The sequence below is a fragment of the Pseudovibrio sp. Ad37 genome (assembly GCF_001623075.1).
Classification (GTDB): Bacteria; Pseudomonadota; Alphaproteobacteria; order Rhizobiales; family Stappiaceae; genus Pseudovibrio.
The window spans coordinates 92,096-109,479 of sequence record NZ_LMCF01000024.1 but is presented as its reverse complement, the minus strand read 5'-3'; the positions used below and the strand labels follow the sequence as shown (position 1 = coordinate 109,479).

The following is a 17,384-nucleotide window of genomic DNA, read 5'->3' as shown; positions in this document are numbered from 1 at the left end:
AGTGCCATACCCCATTGGTATTTCTCAGGTTTTTAGCTGGAATCTGAAATTAGATTCCCAAAACTGTCGCATTTGCGTTTCAAGTGCGCACAGGGAAATAGCAGAAATTGTAGGAACTTGCACGGCGAAATCTCGTTTAGGCACGTAAGATCATGCGTGGCCAATGTCGGTAGACAACATCCCAGGATCGATCCCAAGAATATCAAGCGCGTTGTGCCACTTCTGATCGCCCTCTCCTTCAAAGATCAATGAGGGATCTGTTTGACACGTCAGCCAACCGTTTGCCTGTAATTCCGTCTCAAGTTGGCCGGGTGCCCAGCCAGCATAACCCAATGCCAACAATGACTTCTTAGGGCCTTTGCCTGCTGCGATGGCACGCAAAACTTCGACCGTCGCAGTGAGGACAACACCGTCTTCAATCTTGAGGCTTGTCTCCTCCAGAAAATAGTCGTCTGAGTGAAGGACAAAACCGCGACCGGCATCAACTGGCCCACCGCGATAGACTTTGCGTTCTGAAATATCGATTGCCAGCGGATCTTCATTTTCGTCTTCGACGATGTTCAACTGACCCAAAAGTTGCCCAAATGTGATGTTAGGGGCCGGCTGATTGAGCACAATCCCCATCGCTCCCTCTTCAGAGTGTGCACACACGTAGATGACGGAATGGGCAAAACGGCCATCCTCCATAGTGGGCATGGCAATGAGATATTGTCCGTCAATGTAACCCGGTTTTTCACCAGACATGTTGGGGGCGCTCTCCTCATGCTTCAAACGGATTGCCTCAGTTCAGTGTAGAGGCAATTATATTATAGGTACTCACGGATTTTTCCGGTGATCAATGATCAGTGGAAAAAAGGTGAGATTGTTCACGGATCATTGATTGTCTGAGAGGCAATCTTAATGGGAATTTGAAAAGGGACCGTTTAAATAGACTCTATGATTTCTAGATTCTTCAAATCGACCCTCATCGCTGCTGCGGTGCTCTCCGCCTCTGTTTCAAGCGCCTTGTCATCAAGTGTGTCTGAATGGGTTATTGTTCAAGGCGGTGCAGTTCGCCTTTTACGTGCGAGTGAGCCTAACACCGATGGCCTCTATCGCGGCGGGATTGAATTTCGCCTTGAAGAAGGCTGGCACACATACTGGAGATATCCAGGTGAAGCCGGTATTCCGACAGAAGCCAGCTTTGTTAATTCAGTCAATATAGCTAGCGCGGAGCTGATGTTCCCCGCGCCTAAGGCTTACTCTGACGGATTTTCCACATCTCTGATCTATTCAGATAAGGTGGTGCTGCCTTTGCTGATTAAACGCATGGATGACGGGCGCCCCGCCATTTTGAATGCAAACCTGACCTTTGGCATCTGCAAAGACATTTGTATCCCTGGACAGGCAGAAGTTTCACTCGTCTTTCCTGCGGCCACGATGAAAGATGATGTTGCTGACAAACTGGTCAATGATGCGTTTGCGCGGGTTCCAATCACGCAAGGTGACATGCCGAGCTTGTTTCCAGAGATAAAAATCACCGGAGAAGGCAAGGACCGCACTGTAAACATCAGCGCGAAAGTCTCCTCCAAGGACAAATCGCCGGAGCTCTTCATTGAAGGTCCAGTTGGTTCTTATCATGGCGTGCCAAAGCTGACCTCTGTGAAAAAAGGCAGGGCACACTGGACTATGTCCTACATTGGACTGCCAGAAGATGTGAGCGACATTGAGCTCCGCCTTACACTGGTGACTAAGGATGGTGCTTTTGAGGAAACTCAAAGCGTTTCAGTTCCTCAGGCCAGCGCTTCGAAATAAGCTTGTTTACGGGCTTTAGTTGTATTTGCGAAATAGAGAGCTCGCAGCTACAACTGAAGCCCGTTTCTTTTTAGATGCAGGCCTCTGATTGAGATGTCTGTTAAGTTGTGATCAGCAAAAGCAAATTGGGGGAACTTTCCATGATCATTCAAGTAGGCGAAAAGCTGCCAAGTGTTATATTCAAAACCATGAGTGCAGACGGGCCAGTGGATGCGAACAGTGAAGAGCTGTTTGCCGGCAAAACCGTAGTCCTGTTCGCAGTTCCTGGCGCGTTCACGCCAACCTGCCATCTGAACCACCTGCCGGGTTTCATCGACAATGCAGAAGCTATCAAGGCAAAAGGCGTCGAAACAATTGCTGTTGTTTCCGTGAACGACGCGTTTGTCATGGGTGCCTGGGCGCGAGACACACGCGCTGATGACAAGATCCTCTTCCTCGCCGATGGCAGCGCTGATTTCACAAAGGCAGTTGGCCTTGAGCTTGACGCAAGCGCCTTTGGTATGGGCATCCGTTCCAAGCGCTATTCCATGATCGTGAAAGATGGCGTGCTGGCTTCTCTTAATATTGAAGAAACTCCGGGAGAAGCAACGATCTCCTCTGCTGAGAACATTCTTTCTCAGCTATAAAGCAAGTTGTCCAAGAACGTTTAAGGGGAGCCATGCTCCCCTTTTTTGCGGTCTATCGCTGAAATTTATTTCGCTTGCGCCTTGCCGCGTCAGATATCATCCGGAAGCGATCAGCCTTCCGTTTTTCCTCTTCCGCATCAAAATCATCGTCGTCTTCATCATCGTCATCTTCATTCTCAGAAGAGACCTTGCCCCGATCCAGCCATGCTTTGATCAGGAAGGCAAAGTAGACGCCGACCAGAGTGAGTGCCAGACCTGCCCATGTGAAGGCATATTGCAGGTGATTGTTAGAGAACGTCATACGGGTCTCACCTGCCTGAGGCAGATCACCAGCAACGCTTACTGTCTCCTGAAGGTCAATCGTGTAGGGCGCGGTCTGGTCCGGGAGCAATCCCATAGCTTCAGCCATAACCTTCGGTTCGCGCACATACCACACATTGGTCTTCTGGTTTGGTTCTGCGGAGAACATGCTCGCCACTTCGGCTCTGCGGGCAAGGCCGGATATGGTTATTTGTCCGCGCGGTGGAGCTGAACCCAAACGTGTGCTGAACTCTTTACGATCAATTGGAACAAAGCCGCGGTTGACCAAAACGTTCCAGCCGTCATTCGTGATGAAGGGTGCGTAGACAAAATACCCCTGCCCGCCCAGTGGGCCTTTCGGCTTGGTCAGGGTATCAAAGTAGTACAGCTCGCCGATAATAAACTGGCCAGACAGCTCAACAGGCATATAGTCGATTTCATCGCTCGACATATCTTCCCAGGTTGCCGGGCCGGGCGCTGCAACAGCAGGTTCAGTCGCCCGTACTTCAGCGCGCGCAATCAACGCCACCTTTTCATCCAGACGATTGAACTGCCACAAACTCAGATTGGCAAGAATAGCTAGCCCAACTGCAGCACACAGGTGCAAGATCCAGTAGCGTTTGAGAAATGCAACTAGCCCAGGCTTTGCTACTGTTTCCTCAGCATCAGTGTCGTCATGTTCCATTTGATCATCAGTCACGGTGTTATCTTTGTTTTTTCTCGTGTTGCGATGAGTGTGTTCAGGAACCGGCTCAGGTTCCTCATGCCAGGCGACATCGTTTTTTCGCGCAGGCTTTGAATCAGATGAAGCATCGCCAATCTCCCTTTCAGCGATCATCAAGCTTTCCTTCCGCTGCATTGTTCTTGTACTGCAATGCAATCAACAGGCCTTTGAGTATGCGCAGAAGCGTCACACTCAACACCACAGTTACGGGTGCCCAGATAATCAAATGCAGCCAGAGTGGAGGTTCGTACGCAAACTCAACGAACAAAACACCACCAACAAGAATAAACCCCAGAATGAGAATGACAAAGACTGCAGGCCCGTCTCCAGAATCTGCAAAGTCATAGGAAAGACCGCATCTGGAACAAGACGCACGCAGGTTTAGTAGACCCTGAAACAATGGCCCTTCCCCGCACCGTGGACATTTTCCGCGCAGACCAGCTGAAAATGGATTGGCAGGAAGGCCAAGATAGGCCTTTGTCTTCTTCCTCTCACTCATGCGAAGCCTCGGATACACAGGTGACTTTGAACGCTGGCAAGGCACCTAGGTCATATACATATAAAAAAGGCGGCTTGCGCCGCCCTTATCTTTTTTCATTTTTCGTCTGAATTCCAGACCCACTCTTGGCTAATGCCGCGAGCTTAGCCGCCCCAGATGTAAACGGATGCAAACAGGAACAGCCAAACCACATCCACAAAGTGCCAGTACCAGGCAGCAGCCTCGAAGCCAAAGTGCTTGGTGGTGGAGAAGTGACCAGCCAGTGCGCGGAACAAACACACAGCGAGGAAGATGGTGCCCACGATCACGTGGAAGCCATGGAATCCTGTCGCCATGAAGAAGGTTGCGCCGTAAATGTTCTCGGAGAAGCCAAATGCTGCATGAGAGTATTCGTAGGCCTGACAGATGGTGAAGATCACACCCAGAACGACTGTCGCGATCAGGCCCCATTTCAGGCCATCACGGTCCCCATGAACCAATGCGTGGTGTGCCCAGGTTACAGTTGTACCGGACAGAAGCAGGATCAAGGTGTTCAGCAGTGGCAGGTGCCACGGATCGAAGGTTTCGATGCCCTGTGGAGGCCAAACACCACCAGTGTGCTCAACGCGGCCAAACTGCGCGGCTTCACCCGCGAACAGGGATGCATCAAAGAATGCCCAGAACCATGCAACGAAGAACATAACCTCGGACAGGATGAACAGCAGCATGCCGTAGCGCAGGTGCAAGGATACAACGCGTGTATGGTGCCCTTCGCGAGATTCTTTAACCGTGTCACGCCACCACATAAACATAGTGTAAAGAACGATAGTAAGACCAATTGCAAACAGGCCCCAACCGTTCAGCGTAAAGCCAACGGTTGTTTCGCCATCAGCGTTGCTCAGAAACGAGAAGCTTACGCCGCCCTCACTCATGCGCATGAATACAATCGCGCCGATTGCCATAACCAGCGCCCCAACTGACCCAACAAATGGCCATGGGCTTGGCTCGATAATGTGATAATCGTGGTTTTTAACACCAGCCATATCTTTCTCCCCATTTCAAAAAAGGTCGCTTCTGCAAAAGGCAGATCCGTCTCGCAACCTAAAGCTTGTCAGTGGCCGCGTCGCTTGGAGAAGCCACTGCAGCTGTTTCTTCCTCGCCGTCTTTCGGCAATTCAAAGAATGTGTAGGACAAGGTGATTTCCTTAATGTTCTTCAGGCTCTCGTCCTTGTCCAGTTCCGGGTCGATGAAAAACACGACCGGCATATCGATCTTTTCTCCTGCCTTGAGCGGTTGCTCGGTAAAGCAGAAGCAATCAATTTTGTTGAAGTAGCCCCCTACTTCGAAAGGTGCCACGTTGAATGTGGAAGTCCCAGTAGAGCTATGCTGTGCGAGGCTTTGGGCCTCGTACATGATCTCGGTCATCTGACCCAGCTTCACGCGGACTTTCTTTTGTTTTGGTTTGAAATCCCAATCCAGACCCGGAGCGACGTTGGCGTCAAAGCTCACGATGATCTCACGATCCAGGATCGTATCGGATGCCTCTTCTGCACGCTGTGTTGTTCCACCATAGCCTGTCACCTGACAGAAGAGCTGATAAAGCGGGACAGCTGCAAAGGACAAACCAACCATTCCAAAGAATATACCACCGCAAATCACAGCAACGGTTGCATTGCTGCGATTTACTTTGGCTTGTTCTGCTGTTTTTTGTTTTTGATCAGTCATTTGCGTCTCTTACAGTGGACGATCCATGATGCCCGGACCGAGCTTCACGATGGTGATCACATAAAACATAGCAACAAGAACGCCGAGTGTGACTGCAAGAGCCACTGAACGCCCGCGGCGGGTCTTGATTTGCTCTTCAGAAAGAACTGCTTTTTGCTTGCTCATTTTCTTCTCTTTCCAGTTATGCGTTAGACCAGACTAATCATGTTCTCAGCGAGCAACCCAGCAAAAATCAGCATGAGATAGAACAAAGAGAACTTAAAGAGAGACATCGCTGTTTTCTTGGCTGCATCACCCTCGCGCACTCTCCAGACACGGATCGCATAACCGAGGAATACCAAACCAAGCATGGCAGAACCAACACCATAAAATACGGAGGCAAAGCCTAGGAAGTATGGTGCCATACCAACCGGTAGCAACAACAAAGAATACAAAACGATTTGGTGACGGGTCGCGGTTTCGCCTGCGACGACCGGCAACATTGGGACGCCAGCAGCCTGATAGTCGCCGTTTTTAACCAGCGCCAAAGCCCAGAAGTGTGGAGGTGTCCAAGTGAAGGTGATCATGAACAGTGCAATGCTGACCAGCGTAACGTCACCTGTAACAGCTGCCCAGCCGACCATTGGCGGAAGCGCGCCAGCTGCACCACCGATAACGATGTTCTGCGGCGTGCTGCGCTTGAGCCACATTGTGTAGATGACCACGTAAAAGAAGATCGTGAATGCCAGCAGGCCAGCGGCCATCCAGTTTGCCACCAGACCTAGGGTCAGGACCGAACCGAAGGACAAAATCATGCCAAAAGCAAAGGCTTCCTGACGTGTAATTTTGCCTGCCGGGATCGGGCGCTTTTTAGTGCGAGACATGATAGCATCAATGTCTGCATCCCACCACATGTTCAACGCACCAGATGCACCACCACCAATGGCGATGCAAAGAATAGAAATGAAGCTGAGGACTGGGTGCTGATTGCCTGGAGCCATGACCAGACCAACAGCTGCTGTGAACACAACAAGAGACATTACCCGCGGCTTGAGCAGCGCGATGTAATCAGAAACACTTCCACGACCACCAAGGTCGGTTGCATCCTCATGAAGTCCTTGTGTCTGTTCCAGCATTGTCATGCCTGTACCTCTGTCGCGATATTGAAGCCTGTGCCGTTTTTCAGCGTTCTAGTCTTCATCCCCGGAACATTGGAGCACTTCCGGGCTTGTGCTTTAGCTAGAACCGAGGGCGCTTACACGCCCCCGGCAATTTCGATGCAGTTACTTGATCTTTGGAAGAATCTCGAACTGGTGGAATGGAGGAGGTGAAGACAGTGTCCATTCCAGAGTAGTCGCGCCTTTGCCCCATGGGTTATCGCCAGCCACACGCTTTTTGATGAATGCGTCAAGGACACACCACAAGAAGATGAGCACTGCAAAACCGGTGAGGTAGGAACCGTAGGAGGAAACCATGTTCCAGCCAGCATATGCGTCCGGGTAGTCGGCATAACGGCGTGGCATACCAGCAAGACCAAGGAAGTGCTGCGGGAAGAACACGAGGTTCACACCGATGAACATAAGTGTGAAGTGCAGGTTTCCGAGGAACTCGGAGTACATGTAACCGGAGATCTTAGGGAACCAGTAGTACCAGGCTGCAAAGATCGCGAACACAGCACCCAGAGACAGAACGTAGTGGAAGTGAGCCACAACGTAGTAGGTGTCATGCAGTGCGCGGTCGAGACCTGCGTTTGCCAGCTGAACGCCGGTTACACCGCCAACGGTGAACAGGAACACAAAGCCGATCGCCCAGATCATTGGCGTGCGGAACTCGATAGAACCGCCCCACATGGTCGCAATCCATGAGAAGATCTTAATGCCAGTCGGCACTGCAATCACCATGGTGGCGAACAGGAAGTACGCCTGCGTATCTGCGGACAGACCAACGGTGAACATGTGGTGCGCCCAAACGACAAAGCCAACAACACCAATTGCAACCATCGCGTAGGCCATGCCGATGTAACCGAACACTGGCTTGTGCGAGAAGGTGGAGATGATATGGGAGATGATGCCGAATGCAGGCAAGATCAGGATGTACACTTCAGGGTGGCCGAAGAACCAGAACAAGTGCTGGAACAATATCGGGTCACCACCACCAGCAGCTGTGAAGAAGGTAGTGTCGAAGTTACGGTCTGTCAGCAACATGGTGATCGCGCCAGCCAGAACCGGCAGAGAAATCAACAGCAGGAAGACTGTTACAAGCACGGACCATACGAACAGCGGCATCTTGTGCATGGTCATGCCAGGCGCGCGCATATTGAAGATGGTGGTGATGAAGTTGATGGCACCCAGAATGGAAGATGCACCGGCAACGTGAAGCGCCAGAATTGCAAAGTCCATCGCAGGACCAGGAGATGACGATGTCGACAACGGCGGGTAGATAGTCCACCCTCCGCCAACACCATACTCACCTGCGGCTCCAGGAACGAACAAAGACAGCAATAGCAAGATAAATGCTGGTGGCAGAAGCCAGAAGGAAATGTTGTTCATGCGTGGGAACGCCATGTCAGGCGCACCGATCATGATCGGAACAAAATAGTTCGCAAAGCCACCGATAAGCGCTGGCATTACCATGAAGAAGATCATGATCAGCGCATGCGCTGTGGTGAACACATTGAACATGCCAGCATTCGGGAAAAACTGCATTCCCGGTTCCTGCAGTTCCATACGCATTGCGATGGACAGAAGACCGCCGACGATGCCAGCCATGATCGCGAAGATCAGATAAAGGATACCGATATCCTTGTGGTTGGTGGAGTAGACCCACCGCACCCATCCAGTTGGATGGTCATGTGCATGCGTTTCAGACGCAGACATAATTGTGCTCCCTCGTAAAGTTCTTGCTCGTATGCACAGCAGTCCTTAACGCGCGCATACTCGGCTCAATCAGTGGTCCCGATTAACGGGACACAACCTTCACGTCAGTGGCTGCGACAGCAGCAACCTTCTTCTCATCAGCAATCAGTTTTGCGAGGAGTGTGTTTGCTTCGTCGACGTCCGACCGAGCAGCTTCGGCCCAGGCCTGATACTGTTCTTTGGTCACAACCTGTACGGCAATTGGCATGAAAGCATGACGTGTTCCGCATAGCTCGGAACATTGGCCGTAGAACATGCCGGTATTATCAGCACGGAACCAGGTTTCATTGAGGCGGTATGGAACAGCGTCGATCTTGATACCGAAGGCAGGAACAGCAAATGAGTGGATCACGTCTGCTGCGGTTACCTGAACACGCACTGTGGTATTGACTGGGACAACAATGTTGTAGTCGGCAGCCAGTAGACGTGGTTCATTTGGCTTGAGAGCTTCGCGAGATTGATCATAGTTGTCTTTTGCTAATTCAGAAGCATCTTCAAGCATATAAGCATCGAATGAAACATCTTCCATGCCTTCATCTGCATACTCATAACCCCAATACCACTGGTAACCAGTTGCCTTGATGGTCATTTCGTATTCAGGGATATCAAGCTGTTTGAAGAGCAAACGGAAAGACGGAACTGAGATCATCACCAGAATGAGGATTGGAACAACTGTCCAAACGACCTCGATCATGGTGTTGTGTGAAGTGCGAGATGGCGTTGGGTTCGCCTTCTTGCGAAATCTGAATATCACGATGAGCAACAGAAGTGCTACGAACACTGTAATTGCTGAGATAATGATCAGCGTAAAATCGTTAAACCAGCGAATATCTTTCATCACTGTTGTCGCCGCAGGCTGCATACCCATCTGCCACGGCGTTGGCTGTGCTGCATTGACTGCACTAGCCATAAAACCCGTCAACCCGATTGCCATAGTTGCGGCAATGGTCGCCAGGTGATGCTTCAAGAGCTTCATCACGTCTTGCGCTCCCTGTCCCTCTTAATGCCGTCGAAACGACAATCCTCTTCTTGTCCACACATGTGAGGTGCCCACGTTGGCCCGTCCGACCAGTCCTCACACCTGCGTGAATATCTGCGACATAATAACCCAATAAGGGTTTCTACGCGATTCCCCTAAGGTTATAGCGACTATAAGTCGCAGCATCACTTGACTTAAATCAATGAGATGGACAAAAAACATAAGAAATCCGCAGATGCAATTGGATTTTGAATGATCTACGCTGTTTTCACCTAGTTACTTCTCCCTATATAGAAAATCGATCATTTCCATCTATGCGTCCCAATTCACTCACTAAATCGTCACTTTATCGGCAAAAAGGAACGTTACCTCGGCATGAACAATGAGAGCTGGATCCCTCCTTCCTCGTCAGTTAAGTGGACAGCCAAGAATGCCAGTTTGCGCTTTGACGTCAGGAGCGGTATTCCAATATTTTAGGGAAACACCCCACGCTGGCTGGCTGGGGAGACAGACACTGCACAGCCGGTGAACTGGAGGAAGGTTTTTTGAAGCAGTTTTTACGCACGCTGACTCTAACAGTTGCGATGACAGTGGCGGGTGCCGCCGGATTTTCCGGAGCGGGTCATGCTCAACAAGCACTTGGCGAACTCAAAGGCGAGTTTGGTGATTGGCAGCAGCGTTGCGCCAAATCTCCGGGCTCCAACGTCGAGCAGTGTGCTCTTATTCAAAGTGTGACAGATTCTGCACGTGATACTGTGGGTCTGACAGCGATTATTCTTAGGACGGCTGACCAGCAAGCGACCGTTTTGCGCATTCTCGCTCCACTTGGCGTTTTGCTGCCTATGCAACTTGGCCTGAATGTAGATGGTAAAGATGTTGGCCGGATGCCATTCATCCGCTGTCTGCCTGCTCCAAGCGGTTGCGTTTCTGAAGCGATGCTGGAAAAGGATCTGATCGACAAGCTCACAACCGGTCAGACTGCAACCTTCATTATCTTTGAAACACCAGAAGAAGGTATCGGTATTCCGATTTCCCTGACTGGTCTGAAAGAAGCAATCGCTGCCCTGCCTTAAGCATGAGTGCTTCTCTTCGAATATAATCCAAAAGCCGAGACGATAAAAATCGCCTCGGCTTTTGTCTTTTCAGTCGCGGGAAACGGTACTGCATAACTATCTATTCACCCGCGATCGGGCCAAATGTCTGCCTCACAGAACCCGAGTGCGGCAAAGTCATCCTTACGGGCCTTCTGCTCCATCTCATTGCTGAGAAAGAACTCATCGAGCTGAGGTGGTGCGACTGAAGTTCCGCTCAACATGGCATGCACTTGCCCGCGATGGTGTGTCTGATGTTGGAAGAGATGCAGAAGAAGCCTGTCTGCTCGCTCACTCAAAGGCTTGTCATCTCTCAGCACATGTATTTTGGAGAGATCAACGAGATCCATTGAACCTATGTGTGTAATTAATTTCTGATCTGAGTTTCTTTGAGTTTCGAAAAGAGATGGCAGTTGCTCAAAAGGGTACTCAGGATCAAATGCATTAATCCCGAGCGGCGTTCCTTCTAGGGCACTGACATAGAACCAATCCACAGTGACGATATGATTCAGTGTCATAAGGATTGAAGGGAAAAAGCTTGTCCGCTGTGCAGTTAGCTCATCGTCAGAGAGCTTCTTGCAACTGGAAAGTAGTCTATAATTCGCCCAAGCGTTGTTTTTGGCCTGCGCTTGAAAATATTGAAGCACTGTTATTTCCATCACTAAAAAAATTAATACCAGTCTCTGCATTTTTCAAAGAGACCTCTTAGTTTTCCTAAAATGAGGCACGCAAAGCAAAGGGTTTTTGCACCTTGAATTTGGTGTGCTGTTTTCTATGGAAGCACATTCTGTTTGATTGCGGCAGCGTCTGCCTTCTGATGCGAACAGATCGGACCTTTGCAGGTGATCCGTGCCCATAGCAATGCATGTCTATATTGCGTTTGTTGTCACAACATTGATTATCATGTCTGTGCCTGACGCCAGCAAAATGTTGATCCTTTCCAGATCCGCATCTGGAGGAACTTTTGCAGGTCTCTTTACACTCATCGGCGTCAAAGCAGCGGAAGCCATTCAGGTGGTGTTGGTTTCCTTTGGTCTTTCCTGGCTCATTGTCAGCTATCCTTATGTCTTTGAGGCCGTGACTGTTTTAGGGGCGGCTTACCTGATTTACCTCGGCCTTCGAAGATGGAGAGCCGCAAGCCGTAGGATTGCCGAACCCAGCAGTCAGGGCTCAGACTTTCTCACGGGTTTCATGATCAGCATTGCCAATCCGAAAACTCTCATTTTTCTAGCAGCTCTTTTCCCTCATTTCCTCAACCACGCGCATCCGGTAGATGCCCAGTTTGTCGTTCTCGGCACAACATTTCTATTAATTGCGACCTGTCTGGATCTGCCACTCGTACTTGGTGGCGGATTGGTTGAACGATTGTTCCGATCTCCACGAGTGGAAGACGTCCTGAAGCGGTTCAACAGTGGTGTCCTGCTCACTGCCGGGGTTTTCCTTATGGGATTGCTGGTTTTCAGATGAAACACGGAGCATGCATAAAACTCTTCGTGAAATCCCAAGAGTTTGATTGGGGAACTCATGCATGTTTGGGACCATACTCTACAATAGCTCGCACTCTGCTGCTTGCGTTCACCATTACAGATTTGGGTATCAAATCCAGATGATGAATATCAGTCTTTACCTTGGATTTATTGCAGCAACATTCGTTTTGCTGGCGATCCCCGGCCCTAACGTGATGATGATATTGGCCAAGTCCACTCGTGAAGGTACTTCAACAGGTTTGATTGTTATGGCTGGCATGACAATCGCGCAAGCTATTCAGATCCTTGCCGTTGTACTTGGCCTTTCCTGGGTGGTGCACACCTACCCTGACGCCTTCGAGATTATTCAGCTTGGGGGAGCAGCCTATCTGATCTTTCTGGGCATCTCCAGCTGGCTGCGAGCGGGGCGGCATGACAAGATAGAAAGCCGAGGCCGGAAGCATTTGAAAGTTGGCTTCTTTGTTGGTCTTTCAAACCCAAAATCACTGCTGTTCATGGCTGCTTTTTTTCCGCAGTTCATTGATAAGGCATATCCGCCAGACCCACAGCTGGCGGTGATGGGTGTGACTTATCTTGTCATGGCGGTGCTCATTGATGGGTTAATTGCCGTGCTTGGCGGGTATTCCCGCAACTGGTTGTCAGCACCCACTGCAAAATTCAAGCTCGATCGGGTTTCTGGAGCTGTTCTGGTTTGTGCCGGATTGGTACTCGCCTTCTTGCATTGACCCTCAAATACTTGGGAGCGATGGCCTTCCCTCCTCCTTTATTGAATAGTAAGCCTTGAAAGTGCACGGATTGTTCGCCACAACAGAGCAAATCCATTATTTCGGAGTTTTACCCATGAGCGATAAACCGATTGATCTTCTCCAGACTTCTGGACTGGACGAGGAAACAGCGCGCCAGATTACTGCTGCAGCGCTGAAAGGCGCCGACGATGGGGAACTTTATCTGGAGTACAGCCAGAACGAGGGACTTGTGTTCGACAACGGACGCCTGAAGTCCTCCACCTTCAGCACTGGCCAGGGATTTGGCCTGCGCGCTGTTGTGGGTGAGGCTTCTGGTTATGCCCATTCCGACGACATTTCTGAGGCTGCTTTGAAACGCGCAGCTGATGCAGTGGCTTCTGTACAAAGCGGCCATTCCGGTACCTATGCAGCGCCGCCAGCTCGCACCAATCAGAAGCTCTACACAGATGAAAACCCGATTGGCAGCCCGAGCTTTGCTGAAAAAGTGCAGCTGCTGCAGGAAATTGACGCCTATGCACGCGCAAAAGATCCGCGTGTGCAGCAGGTAACTGTGTCTCTTGCTGGCAGCTGGAAAACAGTCGACATCCTGCGTGCTGACCGTCACCGTATTCGTGATGTACGCCCACTGGTGCGCCTCAACGTTTCCATTGTGGCTGGTGACGGCGACAAGCAGGAGACCGGCTCTTTTGGCTCTGGTGGCCGCGAAGGGTTTGGTGAGTTTGTTGCTGAGACCAGCTGGCAGCATGCCGTTGAAGAAGCTCTACGTCAGGCTCTGGTCAATCTGGAAGCGATCCCTGCTCCTGCAGGAACGTTTGACGTGGTGCTAGGTAATGGCTGGCCGGGCATTTTGCTGCATGAAGCCGTGGGGCATGGCCTTGAGGGTGACTTCAACCGCAAGAAAACATCTGCGTTTGCAGGCTTGATGGGACAGCAGGTTGCCGCAAAAGGTGTGACCATTGTTGATGACGGCACAATTTCCAAACGTCGCGGCTCTCTCTCTGTTGATGATGAAGGTACGCCGACTGGCCGAACCACACTCATCGAGGATGGTGTTCTTGTTGGATACATGCAGGACCGTCAGAACGCACGCCTGATGGGTGTTGAGCCAACTGGTAATGGCCGCCGCGAGTCCTTCTCACATCAACCTTTGCCGCGCATGACCAATACGATCATGGAGGCTGGCAATGATGACCCGCAGGAGATCATCGAGAGCCTTGAAGACGGCATTTATGCTGTATCCTTCGGTGGTGGTCAGGTGGATATCACTTCTGGCAAGTTCGTCTTCTCCTGCACGGAAGCTTATCGTGTTCAAAACGGCAAGATTGGCGCTCCAGTGAAAGGTGCAATGCTGATTGGTAATGGTCCAGATGCGCTCAAACGCGTGTCCATGATCGGCAACGACATGAAGCTGGATCCGGGTATCGGAACCTGCGGTAAGGCCGGCCAAGGCGTGCCGGTTGGTGTTGGACAACCTACCATGCGCATCAATGAAATGACGATTGGTGGCACGGCAACCTGATTGGTTCAGACAGGTGCTATGAGTTTGAAAGGGGCAGAGATGCCCCTTTTTCTTTGTGGTGATGCTTCTAATCCCGCAGAGGGATTATAGGCACCTTGCCCGCACGGATGCGGTTGGTTCTCCAGTTCATCACGTGACGAATACCGTTCTCATAAAGCACCTTCATCACTGGCGAAAACGCCTGCATGTGCTCGGCGTAGAAATCGTCTGGGCTCGTATATGTACCAAAGTCATTGTTGATGCCTGTTTTCTGGATGTAGGTGTCCTGCCCTACCCAATTGACTTGTGGCGCGCTGAGGCAGTTGGTGCCAACGCCATAACCACATAGAGATTGTCTGCTTGGTACGAACTTCTGCTGCAAGGCGAAGAGAAACACATCATCCAAAATGAAGCCTTCCAGATTGATCCAGCGGTCCTCCAGATAGATCTCAACCCACGAGTGGAGAATGTTATCCGGGGCGATCTTATAGACCAACTCCGGCACCACACCACGCTGTAGCTCTTTATGGATAGTGAAGCCGTGCAGACGGCAGGGAATTCCAACGGCTCGCATCAGTGCCATGAGGAGAGTGCCTTTGGTGTTGCACTGCCCTATTCCATCAGCCAGCACCTGACTTGCTGGAATATTGTCTGCTTTGTTGTAGCCAAACAGGATTTCATCGCGAACGAAGTCGTAGACTGTTCCAGCGCGATCAAAGAGAGGGAGGTCCTTCCATTTGCGCTGATCGACAAGCTTCCGGATTGCTGGCGCTCTAAAGTTGAGTAGTGGGGTTTCCTTGAGCAGGATGTCTGGTTGCGTGTTGGGTTTGTCTAGCATTTTGCGCCTCCAATCGAGAATGAATCGACTGTAAAGGCTCTAGTCACTGTAGGTTCAAGCACCAAATTGCACCTTGTTTCACTACAACCTGAGAGCTCAAACTGGCACTTCGTTAAGGGTCCTGAAGATTTACCTCAGCTTGTCTGCAATCCGTTCAAACCGAATTTACGCTGGGTCTGTAGCTTCTTGCAAAAATAATGATGAGCCGCACCCTTTCATGATCACACTCCACCAACTGGATTTTGTGACAGACATCATGCTGTTTCTAAGCATGGCGATTCTGGTGGTGCCGTTTGCCAAGTTGATCCGGGTCGGAACCATCGTCGGCTATCTGATTGCGGGTGTTATCTTAGGGCCTTGGGGAATTGGACAGTATCTCGGCAGTCCGTTTAGTGCCCCTGATGAATTACGGCCCATAGGCGAGCTTGGCGTGGTCATGCTGCTGTTTCTGATCGGGCTGGAGCTGAAGCCTGGGCGCTTATGGTCTCTGCGTAAGGAGATTTTTGGCTCAGGGTCTGCTCAGGTGAGTCTTTCTGCGCTTCTTATTGGACTTGTTATCTATTTCTCGGGACTAACCTGGCAAAAATCCCTCATTATAGGTCTTTCGCTCGCCCTTTCCTCAACAGCTCTTTCCCTGCGCATTTTACAAGATCGCGGTGATCGCACAACACCTATGGGGCAGACCTCTATCGCAATCTTGCTGTTTCAGGACATGATGATTGTTCCCATTCTGGCATTGATGGCGATTGTTGCACCTGTTTCCATCGATACAGGGCAAAGGCCGGGCTGGGAAACGGCGCTGATTATGGCCTCTACCGTCCTACTGTTGGTTGCTGTTGGCCGCTATTTGCTTACGCCATTGTTTCGGCTGTTTGCCCGTATTGGGGCCAGAGAGATGATGACAGCCTCTGCGCTACTTACCGTGCTCGGCGCAGCTGCGCTGATGAAGGCGGTGGGCCTTTCCAGTGCATTGGGCGCGTTTATTGCGGGTGTGATGCTGGCAGAAAGCTCTTTCCGGCATGAGCTTGAGGCTGATCTGGAGCCTTTTCGTGGGTTGTTGCTCGGATTCTTCTTCATCACGGTTGGCATGTCCATCGATCTAAACTTTGTCTATCAGAACTGGGTGATGGTGCTGGCCTGCAGTTTTGGTTTGATGGTCGTGAAGTGTCTGAGCATTTTTTCTATCACCCGCTTGTCCGGCCACACACCAGAAAACAGTTTGCAGATCGGTGGATTGCTGGCTCAAGCTGGAGAGTTTGGGTTTGTCATCTTCTCAGCATCTGTTGCCGTTGATTTGCTGAACCCGCATCAGAGCAGCCTGCTCTCCGCAATCATCTCTTTTACCATGGCATTTACTCTGCTGAGTGTTCGGCTCTCGCAATGGTTTGGCGTAAAGCTCAGACCGGAGCCCGTAAAGCCGGATATACCCAATACAACGGGAGATCGCACCGATGTTCTGGTGATCGGGTTTGGGCGCTTTGGCCAGCTTGCTTCTCAGATGTTGATTGCGCAGGGCTCAACTGTGACCGTTCTGGATACAGACGCACAGCATATCCGGGAGGCCTCTCGGTTTGGCTACCGTATCTACTACGGAGATGGGCGACGCTTGAATGTATTGCGGGCAGCAGGGGCGGAAAATGCCAGTGTGATTGCGGTTTGTACGGAACGGGCCGAGACAACGAGCCAGATTGTGCGCATGACGAAAACACAGTTCCCGCTCGCCAAAATCTTCGCCCGCGCGCATGACCGTCGTCACGCTATTCAACTTGTGACAGCGGGCGCAGACTATCAGCTGCGTGAGACCCTGGAGTCGGCTTTACAGTTCGGGCGGGAAATACTGGAGGAGTTGGGCGAGGATGAAGACCGCACCTATGAAATTCTTGCAGATGTGCGGCGTAGAGATGCTGAACTTTTGGCGTTGCAGCAGGTGGGTGGGCTGTATGCGGGTTACAAGAAATTCAAACTGCCCGATGTGCCAGTGAAACCTTTGATCAAACCGAAATCAGAATCAACTGCCCTGAACGAACCTGCACGCCGCCTTGCGGAAGCTGAAAAGAAGGCCGAGAAGGAACAATCAGAGAATTCTGAAAAAACTTCACCACACAAGCCATCTTCAGACTAGCTTTATACGGAAAACTACATTTTCTCTTAGATACAATTAAGGTATTCCCCTCAAAATCGACTGAAATCAGAAAAGTCTGTTT

Annotated in this window: 18 protein-coding genes; 7 read left to right on the top strand and 11 right to left on the bottom strand. The window is 50.8% G+C overall.

Going from position 1 to position 17,384, the window contains the following annotated elements:
* Positions 1 to 150: 150 nt before the first annotated feature.
* The gene (locus PsAD37_RS06850) at positions 151 to 744 is read right to left on the bottom strand and encodes a YqgE/AlgH family protein (protein WP_063295506.1); all 594 of its coding nucleotides are present in this window, start codon (positions 742 to 744) and stop codon (positions 151 to 153) included.
* Between the two features lie 192 nt (positions 745 to 936).
* Here PsAD37_RS06850 and PsAD37_RS06845 point away from each other — a divergent pair, with 192 nt between their 5' ends.
* A complete protein-coding gene (locus PsAD37_RS06845; protein ID WP_063295505.1) occupies positions 937 to 1,794 on the top strand; it encodes a protein-disulfide reductase DsbD domain-containing protein in 858 nt (285 codons plus the stop codon).
* A gap of 140 nt (positions 1,795 to 1,934) precedes the next feature.
* Positions 1,935 to 2,420: a peroxiredoxin gene (locus PsAD37_RS06840; RefSeq protein WP_063295504.1), complete on the top strand. Its 486-nt coding sequence runs from the start codon at positions 1,935 to 1,937 to the stop codon at positions 2,418 to 2,420.
* Positions 2,421 to 2,472: 52 nt separating this feature from the next.
* Here the strand turns inward: PsAD37_RS06840 and PsAD37_RS06835 are convergent, their stop codons facing one another.
* From PsAD37_RS06835 to coxB, 8 genes are all read right to left on the bottom strand, one after another.
* Complete coding sequence (locus PsAD37_RS06835) at positions 2,473 to 3,558, bottom strand: SURF1 family protein (RefSeq protein WP_063295503.1); 1,086 nt, start codon at positions 3,556 to 3,558, stop codon at positions 2,473 to 2,475.
* A complete protein-coding gene (locus tag PsAD37_RS06830; RefSeq protein WP_208989245.1) occupies positions 3,548 to 3,943 on the bottom strand; it encodes a DUF983 domain-containing protein in 396 nt (131 codons plus the stop codon). Before PsAD37_RS06830 ends, PsAD37_RS06835 begins: the two co-directional genes overlap by 11 nt.
* Before the next feature lie 143 nt (positions 3,944 to 4,086).
* Positions 4,087 to 4,965, bottom strand: coding sequence for a cytochrome c oxidase subunit 3 (locus PsAD37_RS06825; RefSeq protein ID WP_063287206.1), 879 nt, complete (start codon positions 4,963 to 4,965; stop codon positions 4,087 to 4,089).
* A gap of 58 nt (positions 4,966 to 5,023) precedes the next feature.
* Complete coding sequence (locus tag PsAD37_RS06820) at positions 5,024 to 5,647, bottom strand: cytochrome c oxidase assembly protein (protein WP_063295502.1); 624 nt, start codon at positions 5,645 to 5,647, stop codon at positions 5,024 to 5,026.
* Positions 5,648 to 5,656: 9 nt separating this feature from the next.
* Positions 5,657 to 5,812 (bottom strand): hypothetical protein, encoded by a 156-nt coding sequence (locus PsAD37_RS28300; protein WP_167550270.1) that lies wholly within the window; start codon positions 5,810 to 5,812, stop codon positions 5,657 to 5,659.
* Positions 5,813 to 5,835: 23 nt separating this feature from the next.
* Entirely contained in the window at positions 5,836 to 6,768 is a 933-nt protein-coding gene (locus tag PsAD37_RS06815; protein ID WP_063295501.1) for a heme o synthase, read from the bottom strand.
* A gap of 141 nt (positions 6,769 to 6,909) precedes the next feature.
* On the bottom strand, positions 6,910 to 8,502 hold the full coding sequence (ctaD, locus tag PsAD37_RS06810; RefSeq protein ID WP_063295500.1) for a cytochrome c oxidase subunit I: 1,593 nt from the start codon (positions 8,500 to 8,502) through the stop codon (positions 6,910 to 6,912).
* An 82-nt stretch (positions 8,503 to 8,584) separates the two neighbouring features.
* A complete protein-coding gene (gene coxB / locus PsAD37_RS06805; RefSeq protein WP_063295499.1) occupies positions 8,585 to 9,517 on the bottom strand; it encodes a cytochrome c oxidase subunit II in 933 nt (310 codons plus the stop codon).
* A 548-nt stretch (positions 9,518 to 10,065) separates the two neighbouring features.
* Here coxB and PsAD37_RS06800 point away from each other — a divergent pair.
* Positions 10,066 to 10,593 carry an invasion associated locus B family protein gene (locus tag PsAD37_RS06800; protein WP_084407677.1) on the top strand — a complete coding sequence of 176 codons (528 nt, stop codon included), beginning with the start codon at positions 10,066 to 10,068 and terminating at the stop codon, positions 10,591 to 10,593.
* Between the two features lie 104 nt (positions 10,594 to 10,697).
* Here the strand turns inward: PsAD37_RS06800 and PsAD37_RS06795 are convergent, their stop codons facing one another.
* A complete protein-coding gene (locus tag PsAD37_RS06795; RefSeq protein ID WP_342633576.1) occupies positions 10,698 to 11,300 on the bottom strand; it encodes a DinB family protein in 603 nt (200 codons plus the stop codon).
* Positions 11,301 to 11,460: 160 nt separating this feature from the next.
* On the opposite strand from PsAD37_RS06795, the gene PsAD37_RS06790 reads away from it, so the two are divergent.
* The 3 genes from PsAD37_RS06790 to tldD all read left to right on the top strand — a co-directional run bounded on the left by PsAD37_RS06790 (position 11,461) and on the right by tldD (position 14,363).
* Positions 11,461 to 12,078, top strand: a complete 618-nt coding sequence (locus PsAD37_RS06790) for a LysE family translocator (RefSeq protein WP_208991740.1) — start codon at positions 11,461 to 11,463, stop codon at positions 12,076 to 12,078.
* A gap of 139 nt (positions 12,079 to 12,217) precedes the next feature.
* Entirely contained in the window at positions 12,218 to 12,823 is a 606-nt protein-coding gene (locus tag PsAD37_RS06785; RefSeq protein WP_208991739.1) for a LysE family translocator, read from the top strand.
* 115 nt (positions 12,824 to 12,938) lie between these two features.
* Positions 12,939 to 14,363 carry a metalloprotease TldD gene (tldD, locus tag PsAD37_RS06780; RefSeq protein ID WP_063295497.1) on the top strand — a complete coding sequence of 475 codons (1,425 nt, stop codon included), beginning with the start codon at positions 12,939 to 12,941 and terminating at the stop codon, positions 14,361 to 14,363.
* Positions 14,364 to 14,430: 67 nt separating this feature from the next.
* On the opposite strand, the gene PsAD37_RS06775 is transcribed toward tldD, so the two are convergent.
* A complete protein-coding gene (locus PsAD37_RS06775) occupies positions 14,431 to 15,180 on the bottom strand; it encodes a transglutaminase family protein (RefSeq protein ID WP_063295496.1) in 750 nt (249 codons plus the stop codon).
* Between the two features lie 217 nt (positions 15,181 to 15,397).
* Here PsAD37_RS06775 and PsAD37_RS06770 point away from each other — a divergent pair, with 217 nt between their 5' ends.
* Positions 15,398 to 17,302 carry a monovalent cation:proton antiporter-2 (CPA2) family protein gene (locus tag PsAD37_RS06770; protein ID WP_063295596.1) on the top strand — a complete coding sequence of 635 codons (1,905 nt, stop codon included), beginning with the start codon at positions 15,398 to 15,400 and terminating at the stop codon, positions 17,300 to 17,302.
* Positions 17,303 to 17,384 lie beyond the last annotated feature (82 nt).

Coding starts and splice junctions, on each gene's coding strand:
- PsAD37_RS06820 (WP_063295502.1), bottom strand. CDS start 5,647: ATGACTGATCAAAAACAAAAAACAGCAGAACAAGCCAAAGTAAATCGC.
- ctaD (WP_063295500.1), bottom strand. CDS start 8,502: ATGTCTGCGTCTGAAACGCATGCACATGACCATCCAACTGGATGGGTG.
- tldD (WP_063295497.1), top strand. CDS start 12,939: ATGAGCGATAAACCGATTGATCTTCTCCAGACTTCTGGACTGGACGAG.
- coxB (WP_063295499.1), bottom strand. CDS start 9,517: ATGAAGCTCTTGAAGCATCACCTGGCGACCATTGCCGCAACTATGGCA.
- PsAD37_RS06795 (WP_342633576.1), bottom strand. CDS start 11,300: ATGCAGAGACTGGTATTAATTTTTTTAGTGATGGAAATAACAGTGCTT.
- PsAD37_RS06825 (WP_063287206.1), bottom strand. CDS start 4,965: ATGGCTGGTGTTAAAAACCACGATTATCACATTATCGAGCCAAGCCCA.
- PsAD37_RS06830 (WP_208989245.1), bottom strand. CDS start 3,943: ATGAGTGAGAGGAAGAAGACAAAGGCCTATCTTGGCCTTCCTGCCAAT.
- PsAD37_RS28300 (WP_167550270.1), bottom strand. CDS start 5,812: ATGAGCAAGCAAAAAGCAGTTCTTTCTGAAGAGCAAATCAAGACCCGC.
- PsAD37_RS06845 (WP_063295505.1), top strand. CDS start 937: ATGATTTCTAGATTCTTCAAATCGACCCTCATCGCTGCTGCGGTGCTC.
- PsAD37_RS06770 (WP_063295596.1), top strand. CDS start 15,398: ATGATCACACTCCACCAACTGGATTTTGTGACAGACATCATGCTGTTT.
- PsAD37_RS06815 (WP_063295501.1), bottom strand. CDS start 6,768: ATGACAATGCTGGAACAGACACAAGGACTTCATGAGGATGCAACCGAC.
- PsAD37_RS06835 (WP_063295503.1), bottom strand. CDS start 3,558: ATGATCGCTGAAAGGGAGATTGGCGATGCTTCATCTGATTCAAAGCCT.
- PsAD37_RS06850 (WP_063295506.1), bottom strand. CDS start 744: ATGTCTGGTGAAAAACCGGGTTACATTGACGGACAATATCTCATTGCC.
- PsAD37_RS06775 (WP_063295496.1), bottom strand. CDS start 15,180: ATGCTAGACAAACCCAACACGCAACCAGACATCCTGCTCAAGGAAACC.
- PsAD37_RS06840 (WP_063295504.1), top strand. CDS start 1,935: ATGATCATTCAAGTAGGCGAAAAGCTGCCAAGTGTTATATTCAAAACC.
- PsAD37_RS06785 (WP_208991739.1), top strand. CDS start 12,218: ATGATGAATATCAGTCTTTACCTTGGATTTATTGCAGCAACATTCGTT.